This is a genomic window from Pseudarthrobacter sp. O4, assembly GCF_050157025.1.
In the GTDB taxonomy this organism is placed as follows: Bacteria; Actinomycetota; Actinomycetes; order Actinomycetales; family Micrococcaceae; genus Arthrobacter.
This window is the reverse complement of record NZ_CP189591.1, coordinates 1,695,084-1,708,265: the sequence shown is the minus strand read 5'-3', so window position 1 is coordinate 1,708,265 and position 13,182 is coordinate 1,695,084. Positions and strand designations below refer to the sequence as shown.

The 13,182-nt window shown below is 67.1% G+C and carries 12 protein-coding genes and 1 pseudogene; 7 read left to right on the top strand and 6 right to left on the bottom strand.

Going from position 1 to position 13,182, the window contains the following annotated elements; translation table 11 throughout:
- Positions 1-49 precede the first annotated feature (49 nt).
- Both paaZ and ACQCSU_RS07795 read left to right on the top strand, forming a co-directional pair.
- Entirely contained in the window at positions 50-2,161 is a 2,112-nt protein-coding gene (gene paaZ, locus ACQCSU_RS07800) for a phenylacetic acid degradation bifunctional protein PaaZ (RefSeq protein WP_426979177.1), read from the top strand.
- A 148-nt stretch (positions 2,162-2,309) separates the two neighbouring features.
- On the top strand, positions 2,310-2,717 hold the full coding sequence (locus ACQCSU_RS07795) for a VOC family protein (protein ID WP_426979176.1): 408 nt from the start codon (positions 2,310-2,312) through the stop codon (positions 2,715-2,717).
- Between the two features lie 136 nt (positions 2,718-2,853).
- On the opposite strand, the gene ACQCSU_RS07790 is transcribed toward ACQCSU_RS07795, so the two are convergent.
- From ACQCSU_RS07790 to ACQCSU_RS07775, 4 genes are read right to left on the bottom strand one after another with little or no spacing between them, the layout of a single operon-like run.
- On the bottom strand, positions 2,854-3,711 hold the full coding sequence (locus ACQCSU_RS07790; protein ID WP_426979175.1) for a DUF427 domain-containing protein: 858 nt from the start codon (positions 3,709-3,711) through the stop codon (positions 2,854-2,856).
- Positions 3,712-3,769: 58 nt separating this feature from the next.
- Complete coding sequence (locus tag ACQCSU_RS07785) at positions 3,770-4,375, bottom strand: TetR/AcrR family transcriptional regulator (protein ID WP_426979174.1); 606 nt, start codon at positions 4,373-4,375, stop codon at positions 3,770-3,772.
- A gap of 30 nt (positions 4,376-4,405) precedes the next feature.
- On the bottom strand, positions 4,406-5,746 hold the full coding sequence (gene paaK, locus ACQCSU_RS07780) for a phenylacetate--CoA ligase PaaK (protein ID WP_426979173.1): 1,341 nt from the start codon (positions 5,744-5,746) through the stop codon (positions 4,406-4,408).
- 16 nt (positions 5,747-5,762) lie between these two features.
- On the bottom strand, positions 5,763-6,308 hold the full coding sequence (locus ACQCSU_RS07775) for a hotdog fold thioesterase (protein ID WP_426979172.1): 546 nt from the start codon (positions 6,306-6,308) through the stop codon (positions 5,763-5,765).
- A gap of 186 nt (positions 6,309-6,494) precedes the next feature.
- Here ACQCSU_RS07775 and ACQCSU_RS07770 point away from each other — a divergent pair.
- Together ACQCSU_RS07770 and ACQCSU_RS07765 are read left to right on the top strand one after the other, a co-directional pair.
- Positions 6,495-6,639 (top strand): annotated as a pseudogene (locus ACQCSU_RS07770) (AAA family ATPase); the annotation flags it as partial.
- A gap of 87 nt (positions 6,640-6,726) precedes the next feature.
- Positions 6,727-7,305, top strand: a complete 579-nt coding sequence (locus tag ACQCSU_RS07765) for a GNAT family N-acetyltransferase (RefSeq protein WP_426979171.1) — start codon at positions 6,727-6,729, stop codon at positions 7,303-7,305.
- 72 nt (positions 7,306-7,377) lie between these two features.
- On the opposite strand, the gene ACQCSU_RS07760 is transcribed toward ACQCSU_RS07765, so the two are convergent.
- Both ACQCSU_RS07760 and ACQCSU_RS07755 read right to left on the bottom strand, forming a co-directional pair.
- Positions 7,378-9,594 (bottom strand): S9 family peptidase, encoded by a 2,217-nt coding sequence (locus ACQCSU_RS07760; RefSeq protein ID WP_426979170.1) that lies wholly within the window; start codon positions 9,592-9,594, stop codon positions 7,378-7,380.
- 25 nt (positions 9,595-9,619) lie between these two features.
- Complete coding sequence (locus tag ACQCSU_RS07755) at positions 9,620-10,705, bottom strand: LCP family protein (protein ID WP_426979169.1); 1,086 nt, start codon at positions 10,703-10,705, stop codon at positions 9,620-9,622.
- Positions 10,706-10,926: 221 nt separating this feature from the next.
- Between ACQCSU_RS07755 and paaA the strand changes: the two genes are divergently transcribed.
- Genes paaA through paaC form a run of 3 tightly spaced genes read left to right on the top strand, consistent with a single transcriptional unit; the run spans position 10,927 to position 13,180 of the window.
- Positions 10,927-11,958, top strand: a complete 1,032-nt coding sequence (gene paaA / locus ACQCSU_RS07750) for a 1,2-phenylacetyl-CoA epoxidase subunit PaaA (RefSeq protein ID WP_426979168.1) — start codon at positions 10,927-10,929, stop codon at positions 11,956-11,958.
- A complete protein-coding gene (gene paaB, locus ACQCSU_RS07745; protein ID WP_426979167.1) occupies positions 11,955-12,269 on the top strand; it encodes a 1,2-phenylacetyl-CoA epoxidase subunit PaaB in 315 nt (104 codons plus the stop codon). The genes paaA and paaB overlap by 4 nt, the downstream gene beginning before the upstream one ends.
- A complete protein-coding gene (paaC, locus tag ACQCSU_RS07740) occupies positions 12,266-13,180 on the top strand; it encodes a 1,2-phenylacetyl-CoA epoxidase subunit PaaC (protein WP_426979166.1) in 915 nt (304 codons plus the stop codon). Before paaB ends, paaC begins: the two co-directional genes overlap by 4 nt.
- Positions 13,181-13,182 lie beyond the last annotated feature (2 nt).

Genomic DNA, 13,182 nt, shown 5'->3' with positions numbered 1-13,182 from the left:
ATGCTCTGGCCGTGTTGATCTTGCCCCGCGTTGGAAGGACCCGTCAACGATGACCATCACTGCAACTGCCCCGGAATCCACAGTAGACACTGTGGGGATCGTTCCCAGCTTCATCAGGGACTCCTGGTGGACCCCCGACGCCGGCTCCGCAGCCGGGGCGGCGCCCGTCCTGGACGCCAGCACGGGCGAACTCCTGGCCAGGGTCAGCACCGAAGGGCTGGACCTCGCCGCCGTCGTCGACTACGGACGCACCACCGGGCAGGCGGAACTGGGCAAACTGACCTTCCACCAGCGCGCGCTCAAGCTCAAGGAGCTGGCGCAGTACCTCAACGGCCGCCGCGACGAGTTCTACGCGCTCTCGGCCCAGACCGGCGCCACCAGGATCGACTCGATGATCGACATCGACGGCGGCATCGGCGTGCTCTTCACCTTCGGCTCCAAGGGCCGCCGCGAACTGCCGAACTCCCAGGTGGTGGTGGACGGTCCCATGGAGGTGCTGTCCAAAGACGGCTCGTTCGCCGGTGAACACATCTACACGCGCATTCCGGGCGTCGCCGTACAGATCAACGCCTTCAACTTCCCGGTCTGGGGAATGCTCGAGAAGCTCGCCCCGGCCTTCATCGCCGGCGTGCCGACCATCGTCAAGCCTGCCACGCCCACCGGCTATGTGGCCGCGGCCGTGGTCAAGGCGATCGACGAATCCGGCATCCTGCCCAAGGGCTCGCTGCAGCTGATTTCCGGCTCCGTCCGCACCCTGCTGGACCACCTCGACTACCGCGACCTCGTGGCCTTCACCGGCTCCGCCTCCACGGCGAACACGCTCAAGTCCCACGTCAACGTGGTCAAGGGCGGGGTCCGCTTCACCTCGGAAACCGATTCCCTGAATGCCGCGATCCTGGGCCCGGACGCCGTCAAGGGCACGCCGGAATTCGACGCCTTCATCAAGTCCCTCGTCACCGAGATGACCGCCAAGGCCGGCCAGAAGTGCACCTCCATCCGCCGCGCGATCGTGCCGCAGGAACTGGTGTCCGACGTCGTTGCCGCCGTGGGGGAGCGGATCCGGGAACGCGTGGTGCTGGGCGACCCCCGCGCCGAGGGCGTCACCATGGGTGCCCTGGCCTCCCGCGAGCAGCTCGCCGATGTCCGCGCGGCCGTCCAGACCATGCTGGACGCCGGCGGCGAGTTGGCGTACGGCACGCTCGATTCGCCGAAGGTCACCAGCGCCGACGGAAGCATTGGCGTCGTCGACGGCGGCGCCTTCATGTCCCCCGTGCTGCTGAGTTGGGCCGATCCGGAAGCCCAGGAGGTCCACTCGCTTGAGGCCTTCGGCCCGGTGTCCTCGGTGATCGGCTACGCGGACCTGGCCGACGCCGTCCGCCTCGCCGCCCGCGGCGGCGGCTCGCTGGTCGCCTCGGTCTGCACCAACGACCCCGAGGTTGCCCGCGAACTCGTCACCGGCATTGCCGCCCACCACGGCCGCGTGCTGATGCTCAACCGCGAGGACGCCCGCAGCTCCACCGGGCACGGCTCCCCGGTCCCGCACCTGGTCCACGGCGGTCCCGGCCGTGCCGGCGGCGGCGAGGAGCTCGGCGGCATCCGCTCGGTCATGCACCACATGCAGCGCACCGCCATCCAGGGCTCGCCCAACATGCTGACCGCCGTCACCGGAGTGTGGCACACGGGCGCGGACCGGAACTTCACCCTGGACACCGAAGGCCAGCACCCGTTCCGGAAGTCCCTGGGCACCCTGCACATCGGCGACGCCATCCGCTCCGGGCTACGCGAGGTGACCTTGGACGAGATCACGAAGTTCGCCAATTCCACCGGCGACACCTTCTACGCCCACACCAACCAGGAGGCCGCCGCGGCCAACCCGTTCTTCCCGGGCATCGTGGCGCACGGCTACCTGCTGCTGGCCTGGGGTGCCGGACTCTTCGTGGAGCCCGCACCGGGCCCCGTCCTGGCCAACTACGGCCTGGAGAACCTGCGCTTCATCACCCCCGTCGCCGCCGGTGACTCCATCCGGGTCACGCTGACGGCCAAGAAGATCACCCCGCGCGAGACCGACGAGTATGGCGAGGTAGCCTGGGACGCCGTCCTGACGAACCAGGACGACGAGATCGTAGCGAGCTACGACGTCCTCACCCTCGTAGAGAAATAACCACTCCGTGCGCTGCCGCCGAGGTGAGACTTCGCGCCCTTTGACTTTGCCCCGCGAGCATGGGCGCGAAGTCTCACCTCAGCGCGTATATTGACAGGCTCTTTCTACCCTGCTCCGGCGTAAAATTTTCAACGTAGGAGGTGGCGAAATGACCCTAGTACTGAACAAAGCCACAACAGTCCTGCCAGTCGATGATGCAGAGCGCGCCCGGCATTTCTATGCCGACACGCTGGGTCTCCCGCACCGTGGAGTGGCGGACGACGGAAGTGAACTATTCGGCAGCGAGGGCGGCCCGATGCTGCAGCTCATGCCTGTCAGGGACGGAAAGCATTCCGAGCACACGACCCTGAGTTTCGAGGTCGACGGGATCGAGAAGACGGTCCAGGAGATGGAATCGAAGGGAGTCCAGTTCCAGGACTACGACCTCCCGGATCTCAAGACCGAGAACCACATTTGTACAACGGATTCGGAGAAGTGCGCCTGGTTCATGGACTCGGAGCACAACATCCTCTGCGTTCACGAGAACATCACCTCGCAGGCTGACTACCAGCTCTGACACGGAGATCTGAACGCTCAGCACCGGCGGACAAAGCGTCCCGGCTCGAGCCGGGGCGCTCTTCTGTGTCCGGCCGGGCGGGGGCACATTGACGCGGACACGCCGGTATTCGTCAGCGAAACGCCTGCCGCGGCCGTCAAAGTGCCCCCGGACCGTCCGGGCGGGACCAGGGCGTCACGGGCCGGGGCTGGAGCACACCGTCGACAGTCAAGTCCACCCGCTCATTGAAGAAACTAATCAGGCCGTGGATCTGGGCGGCATCGCGATACCGCCGGTCATAGCTCCACGCGAGGTTCCTGCCCTGCCCGGAATCCGGGTAGCTCCAGTAACTGGCCTGACCCTTGTACGGGCACACGGTCCGCTTCGGGCTCTCCTCCAGCAGCTCCAGCCGCACGTCCGCCGGCGGAATGTAGTACCGCACCGGGAGCATCGTCTCGTAGAGCAACTGCGCGCCGTTTGTGTTGGCCAGCGACACGCCGTCGAGCGCTACCTCCACATCCACGGACGACGCGCGGATGTCCACGCGGTGGAACGGATCACGTGGGTGGCCGATGATCTCCTCGTCGTCCTCGAGCCACGCGAAAGCGCCGAAATCCAGCACCACATAGCCGGCCAGGTCCGGGTCCTCGGGGCGGAACGCGGCCCGGGGCGCGGTCCTGGTGGCCGTGACGACGTCGAGCTCCTCGCCGGCGCAGGTGTGCTTGCCGAACGCCGTTCCGGGGTCGAGCGACGTCGGGGCCGCGCCCTGCCGAATGGCGACGGGGTGTTCCTCGACCGAAGCCGCCGGTAGGGTCGGTGCGGCGAGCTCGGCCAACAGCTCCTGCTCAGGCACGGCAAGGATGGGGGTGATCCGTCGCGGTTCCCAGATCAGATAGGCCTGCAGCGTATCGACAACTGGGATCCCGCCGAGGCTCGCACGGATCCTTTTGGCTGTGGGTTCGTACCGCAGCTGGGGGAAGGTGCCCAAGAGCACCGTGGATAGTCTGGTGGCCATCCTCCCAGCGTGGCCCCGGCGCCAGGTCCCGTCAATGGGATTCAGGGAGCGCCGGAGGCTACTGCGGGACGTGGAGGCCGTGGAACGCCATGGTGATGACGTCGTCGGCCAGCTTCTCGGGGGAGAGGGAACCGCCGGGCTTGTACCATTCGACGATCGAGTTGATGGTGCCGAACAGCAGGCGCGTGACGGTGCGGGGATCGATGTCCTGGCGGAGCAAGCCCTCGTCCCGGGCCTCGGAAATCAGCGCTGCGACCTTGTGGTCGAAGGTGCGGCGCCGTTCCAGCGCGTTGCGCTCGATCTCCGTGTTTCCGCGCAGGCGCAGCAGCAGGGTCACGAAGGGCAGCCGCTCCACCAGCACGGAGACGGTCTGGCGGACCACAAACTCCAGCCGGGCATCGGCGGAACCGGACGTGGCCGCGGGCTGGTCGAGGATTGATTCAAGGCCGCCCAGGGCATGGTCCAGCGCCAGCTTAAGCAGCTCGCCCTTGGACGGCACGTGGTGGTAGATCGCGGACTTGGAGATGCCCAGATTCTCGGCGAGGATTCCCATGGAGGTGGCGTCGTAGCCATGGCGGTTGAAGACCTCGACGGCGATCACCAGCACCGACTGCTGGTCATAACCGGGGCGGCCGCGCTTGGTGGTGGTTACTGTGCTGGGCATACTCGCTAGTTTCTCACGATCGGTAGTAGCTCAGGCCTTGGGGCGCAGGTCGTAGATCCGGCGGAGTTTGCCGTTGGACCTCTCGAGGGAGCCGGGTTCGACGACGTCGACGGTGCAGGAGGAGCCGACGTGGATCTTGATCTGTTGCTGCAGTACCTTGGCGGCGGCGGCCGCGCCCTCGACCGTGACGGCGTCGCGCCTCTCGATCTTGACGGTCAGCTGATCCATGCGCGTGCCCTCGGGGCGGGTGAGTTCGAGCTGGAAGTGCGGGCTCAACTCCGGGATGCGCAGCGCGATTTCCTCGATCTGCGAAGGGAACAGGTTGACGCCGCGCAGGATGATCATGTCGTCGCTGCGGCCGGTGATCCTGCCCATGCGACGGTGCGCGGGGCGGGCCGTGCCGGGCAGCAGGCGCGTGAGGTCCTTGGTGCGGTACCGGATGATCGGCAGCGCTTCCTTGGTGAGGGAGGTGAAGACGAGCTCGCCGTGTTCGCCGTCGCCCAGGACTGAGTCCACGCCGACGGCGGGATTGAAGGCGTCGACGATTTCGGGGCGGAAGTGGTCCTCCCAGATGTGGCTGCCGTCCTGGGTCTCGACGGCCTCGCCGGCCACGCCCGGGCCCATGACCTCGGAAAGCCCGTAGATGTCGCAGGCCTTGAGGTTCATGGTCACTTCGAGCTCGTGCCGCATTTCCTCGGTCCACGGCTCGGCACCCAGCACGGCGTACTTGAGCGAGGTGGAGGCCGGGTCGATCCCCTGCTTCACCATGGCGTCGGCGATGGTCAGCAGGTAGGTGGGGGTGGCCAGGATGGCGTCGGGCTTGAAATCCTGGATGAGCGTGATCTGGCGTTCGGTCTGGCCGCCGGAGATGGGGATCACCGTGCAGCCCAGCGCCTCGGCGCCGGCGTGGGCGCCCAGGCCGCCGGTGAACAGGCCGTAGCCGTAGGCGTTGTGGACCTTCATCCCCGGACGGACGCCGGAGGCGCGCAGCGAGCGTGCCACGAGTTTGGCCCAGTCGGCGAGGTCCTTCTTGGTGTAGCCCACTACGGTGGCGCGGCCGGTGGTGCCGGAGCTGGCGTGGATCCGGGCCACCTCGTGCTGCGGCACGGCGAACATGCCGAAGGGGTACTCCAGGCGGAGGTCTTCCTTGGTGGTGAAGGGGAATTTGCCGAGGTCGGCGAGCTCGCGGAGATCCGTGGGGTGGATGCCGGCCTCGTCGAACTTGCGCTTGTACAGCGGAACGCGGTCGTAGGCGTAGGCCACGGTGTGCTGCAGGCGGCTGAGCTGGAGCGCCTCGAGCTCGTCGCGGGAGATGGTTTCTTCGCGGTCTAGGACGGCATCACTGGTGGCGGCGACGGTTTCTTGGGTCATCTGGGTTTCCCTGTTTCTATTTCTTGGAGATGGTGCGGCTGCGGCCGCGGAACTCGGCGATGAGTTCCCACGAAGGGGCATCGGTGGCGGTGTCGGTGGGGAGTTCGCCCGGTCGCGTGGCCGGGAGGGCCGTGCCGGCAGGGGATGCCGCCGAAACCGGGGTGGCGCCGGGGTCTGCGGCGTAGATCTGGATGTCGTACAGGCCGCTGCGCCCGGTGCTGGCGCGGCGGTTGGCTACGGCGGTCAGTACCTGTCCGCGGAAGGCCGGCTTCAGGAAGTTGATGTCGACGCCGGCTGCAACGGTGATGGTGTCTGTGTCGATCCCGGCTGCGCCAGGCTTCGGGTTGGCCGGGTTGCAGGCCAGTGCGAAGGCGGTGTCGCCGAAGGCGAAGATCATTCCGCCGTGGGCCATGCCGAAGCCGTTGAGCATTTCCTGCCGGAGCGTCATCCGGACCGTGGCGTGTCCATCGTCCAGCGCCACTACTTCGATGCCCATCCATTCCGAGGCGTAGTCGCCTTTCAGGATGGGGTGGGTGCCACCGGAAATCGTCAGTTCAGCCATGCGTCATTGCCTCCAGCTTTATTTACCGAATGTTCATTAGGTAATCCCATTTGGGGGGCCGCTGTCAAGAGCGGCCGCGGGATTAGGCTGCTGCCGGATACCGCAATCGAGGCCGGACGCAGGCTTGTCGGCAAGAGAAAGTAGGCTGGGAGCGGAGCAGCACCACTTCACAGCAAAGGGCGGGCCATGGCCAAAGGAATCTACGTCAGCGCGACCACTCCGGGTTCCGGCAAATCGCTGATCTCGCTGGGCCCTGGCGGACACCCTGCGCCGGCATGCCGGCCGCATCGGCTTCGTCAAACCCGTGGTCCACGGCCATGACGCCGCCTCGGCCCTTCCGGTGCTTGTGGTGCCTACAGACGAGGAACGCGCCATCGCGGAGGCGACCGCCGCCGTCGTCGGGGTGTCGGGTTAGGCCATGACGGAACTGAACCTGCCCCTCCGCACCGGACGGCTCGTGCTGCGCCGCTTTGAGGCCACCGACCTGGACGTGTACCACGCCTACCACTCGCTGCCCGAAACCGCCCGGTTCCTGCCTGGGGAGGCGAAGAGCTACACCAAGTCCATGGAGTCCGTGGGCAAGTACGCCAACTTCGTCTTCGAGCAGGAGGGCGACTGGATCTGCCTGGCCATCGAGACCGTGGACGCCCCCGGACTGCTGCTCGGTGAGGTGGTGCTCAAATGGCTGCCCGGCCGCGGGCAGGCCGAGATCGGCTGGAGCCTGGCGCCGGAGGCGCGGGGAAGGGGCATCGCCACGGAAGCGGCCGGCGCGCTGCTGCGGCTCGGCTTCGAGGACCTGGGCTTCCACCGGATCGACGCCAAGCTCGATGCGCTCAACACCGACTCGGCAGCGCTGTGTGAACGGCTGGGCATGCGGCTGGAATCGCGGCAGGTGGACAAATGGCACTACAAGGACCAGTGGGCGACGGAGGTCGTCTACGCCATCCTCAATGACGAATGGAAGTCCCGGCAGCCGGCAAAGGACTCAACGAAATGACGGAGATGGCCGGAATGAAAGTCATCATTCCGGCCATCTCTGGCAAACGGCGCGCCCCGCAGCCCCGCCCTGCTACTTCAGCCCGGCTCCCGGCAGCAGCTCGGTGGCGCCCAGGGAATCGGCTACGAAGGCGTAGTCCCAGGCGCGTTCCTTCCACTGCACGTAGCGTCCGGAGGCGCCGCCATGGCCGCCTTCCATCTCGATCTTCATCACGATCGGCTCGCTGCCGGTGTTCAGTTCGCGCAGGCGCTGCACCCATTTCGCGGGCTCCACGTAGAGCACCCGGGTGTCGTTGAAGCTCGTCACGGCGGCGATCCTGGGGTAGGCCACCTCGCGGACGTTTTCATACGGCGTGTAGGACTTCATGTAGGCGTACACATCCGGGTCCGTGATGGGGTTACCCCATTCCTCCCATTCCAGCGCGGAGAGGGGCAGCTCCGGGTCCAGGATGGTGGTCAGGGCGTCCACGAACGGGACGGCGGCCACGATCGCGGCATACTTTTCCGGTGCGATGTTGGCGACGGCGCCCACCAGCAGGCCACCGGCGGAGCCACCCATGGCGGCGATCCGCGCCGGATCAACCCAGCCGGAGCCGGCAAGCCAGTCAGTGGCGGCGATGAAATCGGTGAAGGTGTTCTTCTTCTGCAGCTTCTTGCCGTTGTCGTACCAGTGCCGGCCGAGTTCCCCGCCGCCGCGGATGTGGGCGATCACGAACACTATGCCCCGGTCCAGCAGGGAGAGCCGGGGGATGCCGAAACCCGGATCCATGCTCAGCTCATAGGACCCGTAGCCGTACACGAGCCCGGCCGCCGTCGCGTCACGCGCAACGGAGGCGTGGCGCAGCACGGAGAGCGGGATCCGGGTCCCGTCCGCGGCCACGGCCCATTCCCTGGTGGCCACATAGTCGGACGGCGAGTAGCCACCCAGGACCGGGCTTTCCTTGCGCAGCAGCAGTTCACCGGCAGGCCTCTCCGCTGTGGGCAGCACGAAGTCGTAGACCCGCGACGGGGTGAAGTAGGAGGTGTAGCCCATCCGGATCACGGGGGCCTCGTAGTCGGAGCCGGCGACGCCGGCCGTGTACAGCTCCTCGTCGAAGGCGGGCTCAACAGGGTCGCCCTGCTCCGGGGTGCCGAGGCCGGCCAGGGGCAGGACCTGCACGCGCTCGATCGTGTCCTTGCGGACGGAGACCACCAGGTGCGTCGAGGTGACGCCGGCGCCGTTGACGCGCACCTCGTCGGAATGCGCGACGACGGTGGTCCAGTGCTGCTCGGCGGGCGGCTTGGCGAGCTCCGCCGGGTCCACGATCGAGACCATGGAGTTGATGGCGTCCTTGTTGTGGCTCAGCAGGATCCGCTCGGTCTTGTCACCCTCGGGGCCGGCCAGCAGGAACGGCTCGGCCTCGTAGAGGATCCGCTCGTCCCGGGAGATCACAGTGCGCAGGCCGGCGTCGGGCGAGTCGAAACGCAGCAGCCGGGTCTCGCTGAACTCCGAGCAGCCGATGCTCAGCACGAGGTGGCGCCGGTCGGCGGAGAGCTCGAAGCCCAGCCACATGGCGACGTCGTCCTCTTGGTAGATCACCTCGTCCCCGGTGACGGGGGCGCCCAGCAGATGGGACTTCACCTGGTAGGGCCGCCAGGCATCGTCCACCACGGTGTAGAAGATCCGGGTGCCGTCGGGGGAAAAGCCGATCCCGTAGAAGACGTTTTCGATCACGTCAGGCAGGAGTTCGCCGGTCCGGAGGTCCTTGATGCGCAGGGTGAATCGTTCGTCGCCGGCGTTGTCCACGGCATAGGCGTACAGGTTCCCGTCCACGGTCACGGCGGCGCCGCCCACGGCGAAGAACGGCTTGCCTTCGGCCTCGATGTTGCCGTCCAGCAGGATCTCCTCGCCGGGAAGTTCGACGCCGGCCTCCACCGCCGGGGGAGTCCAGTCCGCCACGGGGTCCCCGGTATCCACGGCCTTGACGCGGCAGTGGATGCCGTATTCCTTCCCCTCCATCGAGCGGGTGTAGTACCACCAGCCGTCCTTGCGGTTGGGTACGGAGAGGTCCGTCTCCTGGGTGCGGCCCTTGATCTCCTGGAAGATGGCCTCGCGCAGCGGCTCCTGGTGGGCCGTCACCGCTTCCTGGTAGGCGTTTTCGGCCTTGAGGAGTTCCACGACGTCGGCCGATTCCTTGTCGCGCAGCCACTCGTAGCTGTCCTCGAAGGAGTCGCCGTGGTGGGTGCGGAGGGCCGGAACCTTCTTGGCAACGGGTGGCTGCAGGGAGGGCTGCGCAGGAATCTGGGTCATTGACCCAATCTACCGCTCGCGTGGTTCAGTTTCCGTTCTGCAGATTGTTGGCCGCCACGTAGTCAGCCAGGCTCTGACCGGTCAGCGCGGCGGAGACCGCGGCGGTCGCGGCGGGGTCCTGCAGGACGATCGACTGGCCGTCCCGGCTGGTGCCGGTGCCGGCGGTCGGAAGCGTGAAGAACACCCCGCGCCCGGGGGCCGTGCTGCGGAGGCTGTAGGCGAGGTTCTCCAACGACTCCAGGGTGAAGCTTGCGTCCAGCGTGACATGCGGCAGCACCGTTTTGACGAGTTGCCGGACGGTATCGCGGTCCGCGAGGCCGCCTTCGCCCGCCAATTTGGCCAGTACGGCCTTCAGGAAGGTCTGCTGGTTCCGGACCCGCTGGTAGTCGCCGTCGGGGAAGGCATGGCGCTCCCGGACAAACGACAGCGCCTGGGTACCGCTGAGCTTGTTCACCCCCGCCGGAAAATACACCACATCGTCCACCGTCGACGTGAAGGACTGCTTTACGTCCACATCGACCCCGCCGAGGGCATCGGTCAGCGCAGCGAACCCCTGGAAGTCCAGCATCACCGTGTGATCGATGTGCTGGCCGAGCAAGGACTCCACCGTCTGCGTCATCAGTGGCAGGCCGCCCAGTTCAAGTCCGGCGTTGACCTTCGCAGCGCCGCGCCCGGGGATGTCCACCCATAGGTCGCGCATGATGGAGATGCCATAGATGCTCTGCCGGTCCGCCGGGAGGTGGATGAACACGAGGGCGTCGCCGCGCTGGTCGGAGGCGGCCCCGGCGGCGGCCTCCGCGCGGGCGTTCACCCGGCTGTCGCTGCCCACGAGCAGAATGTTCAGGGCGACGGCGGGAGGTTCCGGAGTGGGAGTGGGAGCTGGGCTGGGCGCCGGTGACGACGCCGGCGCGGCGGCCGGTGCCGGGCCTGCGGTGTCCGCGGGAGCGGACGTCTCGCTCCGCGGCCGGCTCAGGACATACGCCGCGGCTGCCAGGGCGAGCAGCAGCAAAGCGGCCACGATAGCGACGACGATTGTCCGACGGCGGTTCTTTCCGCCCGGTGCTGCGGCTGATCCCGCGGCTGCTCCTGCTGGTTCCGGCGACGTACCCATGCGCGGACGTTACCACCGGGGCGGCCCAAACGGGGACAGGCAGCGCTAAAGCTGTCCGGATTGGCTGTGGCGGCGGGTGTCCGGACTGGCCGTGGCGGCGGGTAGCACGCCCCGGCGACCCGCCACCGCCGGCGCACGGGTGCTTGACGCATCTGACGACTTCCGCATATTCTGAACGAACGGTCGGTAATTATTTATCGGAAAACGTTATAGGAGCAACCATGGCATCGCAGACCCTGCAGTCAGTGCCCGCCGAGCCATCGCCGGCACGGCCCGAACAGAGCCCCGAAGATGCGGCCCGGCGGGATGCGGAGGGCCAGGCCTACTTCGACAAGGTCATGGCGGAGGATTCCCGCATCGAACCCCGCGACTGGATGCCGCCGGCCTACCGCAAGACCCTGCTGCGCCAGATCTCGCAGCACGCCCATTCGGAGATCATCGGCATGCAGCCGGAGGCCAACTGGATCTCGCGGGCCCCGAGCCTCAAACGCAAGGCCATCCTCATGGCCAAGGTCCAGGACGAGGCCGGCCACGGCCTGTACCTGTATTCCGCGGCCGAGACCCTCGGCCAGCCGCGCGATGCGATGATGCAGGACCTGATGGACGGCAAGGCCAAGTACTCCTCCATCTTTAATTACCCCGCACGGACCTGGGCGGACATGGGTGCCATCGGCTGGATGGTCGACGGCGCCGCGATCGCCAACCAGGTGCCGCTCTGCCGTGCCTCCTTCGGCCCCTACGGCCGGGCCATGGTCCGGGTCTGCAAGGAGGAATCCTTCCACCAGCGGCAGGGCTTCGAGATCCTGCTGGAACTTTCCCACGGAACTCCCGAACAGAAGCAGATGGCCCAGGACGCCGTGAACCGCTGGTACGCGCCGGCCCTGATGATGTTCGGCCCGCCGGACGATGACTCACCCAACTCCAAGCAGTCCATGGCCTGGAACATCAAGCGCTTCGGCAACGACGAACTGCGCAACCGCTTCGTCGGCATGATGATGGAGCAGGTCAAGGTCCTGGAACTCACGCTGCCGGACAAGGACATCCGCTTCAACGAGGAAACCCGGAAATGGGAGCACGGTCCCCTGGACTGGGACGAATTCCACGAAGTCCTGGCCGGCCGCGGCCCCTGCAACACCCAGCGCCTGGAACGGCGCCGCGAAGCACACGAGAACGGCGCCTGGGTGCGCGAAGCCGCGGCGGCCTACGCCGCAAAACAGAGCCGCAAGCAAGCCGAGAAGGAATCCGCAGCATGACAAGCAACGACACCCCTGAATCTCCGGCAGGAAACGTCTGGCCGATCTGGGAGGTTTTCGTCCGCTCCAGCCGCGGTCTCTCCCACGTCCACGCCGGATCCCTGCACGCCCCGGATGCCGCCATGGCCCTTCGTAACGCCCGTGACCTCTACACCCGGCGCAACGAAGGCGTGTCCATCTGGGTGGTCCCGGCGGAAGCCATCGCCGCAAGCGATCCCGATGCCAAGGGCTCGTTCTTCGAGTCGCCCCAGGGCAAGGACTACCGCCACGCCACGTACTACACCAAGAGTGAGGGCGTGAAGCACCTGTGAGCACAACACCTGAAACCGAGGCACACGAAGGCGGCCACGGGGACATTTCCGTCGGCGTGGCCGGCGCCGGCGGGGACGGCGCAGCCAGCGCCACCCGCATCACGCCGGGCAATGCCCTCCGTCCCGAAGACATCGCGCTGGCCGTCAGCCGCGGCACCGCGAAGCCGGGCGAAGACGTCGCCGAGTTCGCCCTGCGCCTGGGCGATGACGCCCTGATCCTGGCTCAGCGCCTGGGCCACTGGATCTCCCGCGCACCCGAACTCGAGGAAGACGTCGCCCTGGGCAACATCGCCCTGGACCAGCTGGGCCACGCCCGCTCCTTCCTCAGCTACGCCGGCGGCTTTTCCGGCAGGAGCGAGGACGACCTCGCCTACTTCCGCCGTGAACCCGAATTCCGTTCGGTCCAGATCTTCGAGCTCCCCAACGGCGACTTCGCTGTCACCATCGCCCGGCAGTTCGTGGTCAGCTACTACCAGTTCGAGCTGTACCGCCGGCTGGCAGAGTCCACCGACCCCACCCTGGCCGGCATTGCCGCCAAGGCCGTCAAGGAAGTTGACTACCACCGCGACCACAGCGCCCAGTGGGTCCTGCGCCTGGCCCTCGGAACGGACGAATCCCGGCAGAAGATGATCCGCGCCTTCAAGGTCATCTGGCCGTATGTGGACGAACTGTTCCGCGATGACGAGCTCACCGGCCGCCTCAGCGGGTCCGGTGCCGCCGTCGAGCCCTCCAGCCTGCGGGCCGACTTCGACCGCCTGACCGGGGAGATCCTCGCCGAAGCGGAACTGGAGATCCCGCAGGTCCAGCCCGCGCCCGGCGGCGGCCGCCGTGGACTGCACTCCGAGCACCTGGGCTATCTTCTCGCCGAAATGCAGGTGCTCGCCCGCGAGTACCCCGGAGCCAGCTGGTAACC

Excerpts from the sequence above, each read along its gene's own strand:
- paaZ (WP_426979177.1), top strand. The coding sequence starts at position 50 with ATGACCATCACTGCAACTGCCCCGGAATCCACAGTAGACACTGTGGGG.
- ACQCSU_RS07795 (WP_426979176.1), top strand. The coding sequence starts at position 2,310 with ATGACCCTAGTACTGAACAAAGCCACAACAGTCCTGCCAGTCGATGAT.
- ACQCSU_RS07790 (WP_426979175.1), bottom strand. The coding sequence starts at position 3,711 with ATGGCCACCAGACTATCCACGGTGCTCTTGGGCACCTTCCCCCAGCTG.
- ACQCSU_RS07785 (WP_426979174.1), bottom strand. The coding sequence starts at position 4,375 with ATGCCCAGCACAGTAACCACCACCAAGCGCGGCCGCCCCGGTTATGAC.
- paaK (WP_426979173.1), bottom strand. The coding sequence starts at position 5,746 with ATGACCCAAGAAACCGTCGCCGCCACCAGTGATGCCGTCCTAGACCGC.
- ACQCSU_RS07775 (WP_426979172.1), bottom strand. The coding sequence starts at position 6,308 with ATGGCTGAACTGACGATTTCCGGTGGCACCCACCCCATCCTGAAAGGC.
- ACQCSU_RS07765 (WP_426979171.1), top strand. The coding sequence starts at position 6,727 with ATGACGGAACTGAACCTGCCCCTCCGCACCGGACGGCTCGTGCTGCGC.
- ACQCSU_RS07760 (WP_426979170.1), bottom strand. The coding sequence starts at position 9,594 with ATGACCCAGATTCCTGCGCAGCCCTCCCTGCAGCCACCCGTTGCCAAG.
- ACQCSU_RS07755 (WP_426979169.1), bottom strand. The coding sequence starts at position 10,705 with ATGGGTACGTCGCCGGAACCAGCAGGAGCAGCCGCGGGATCAGCCGCA.
- paaA (WP_426979168.1), top strand. The coding sequence starts at position 10,927 with ATGGCATCGCAGACCCTGCAGTCAGTGCCCGCCGAGCCATCGCCGGCA.
- paaB (WP_426979167.1), top strand. The coding sequence starts at position 11,955 with ATGACAAGCAACGACACCCCTGAATCTCCGGCAGGAAACGTCTGGCCG.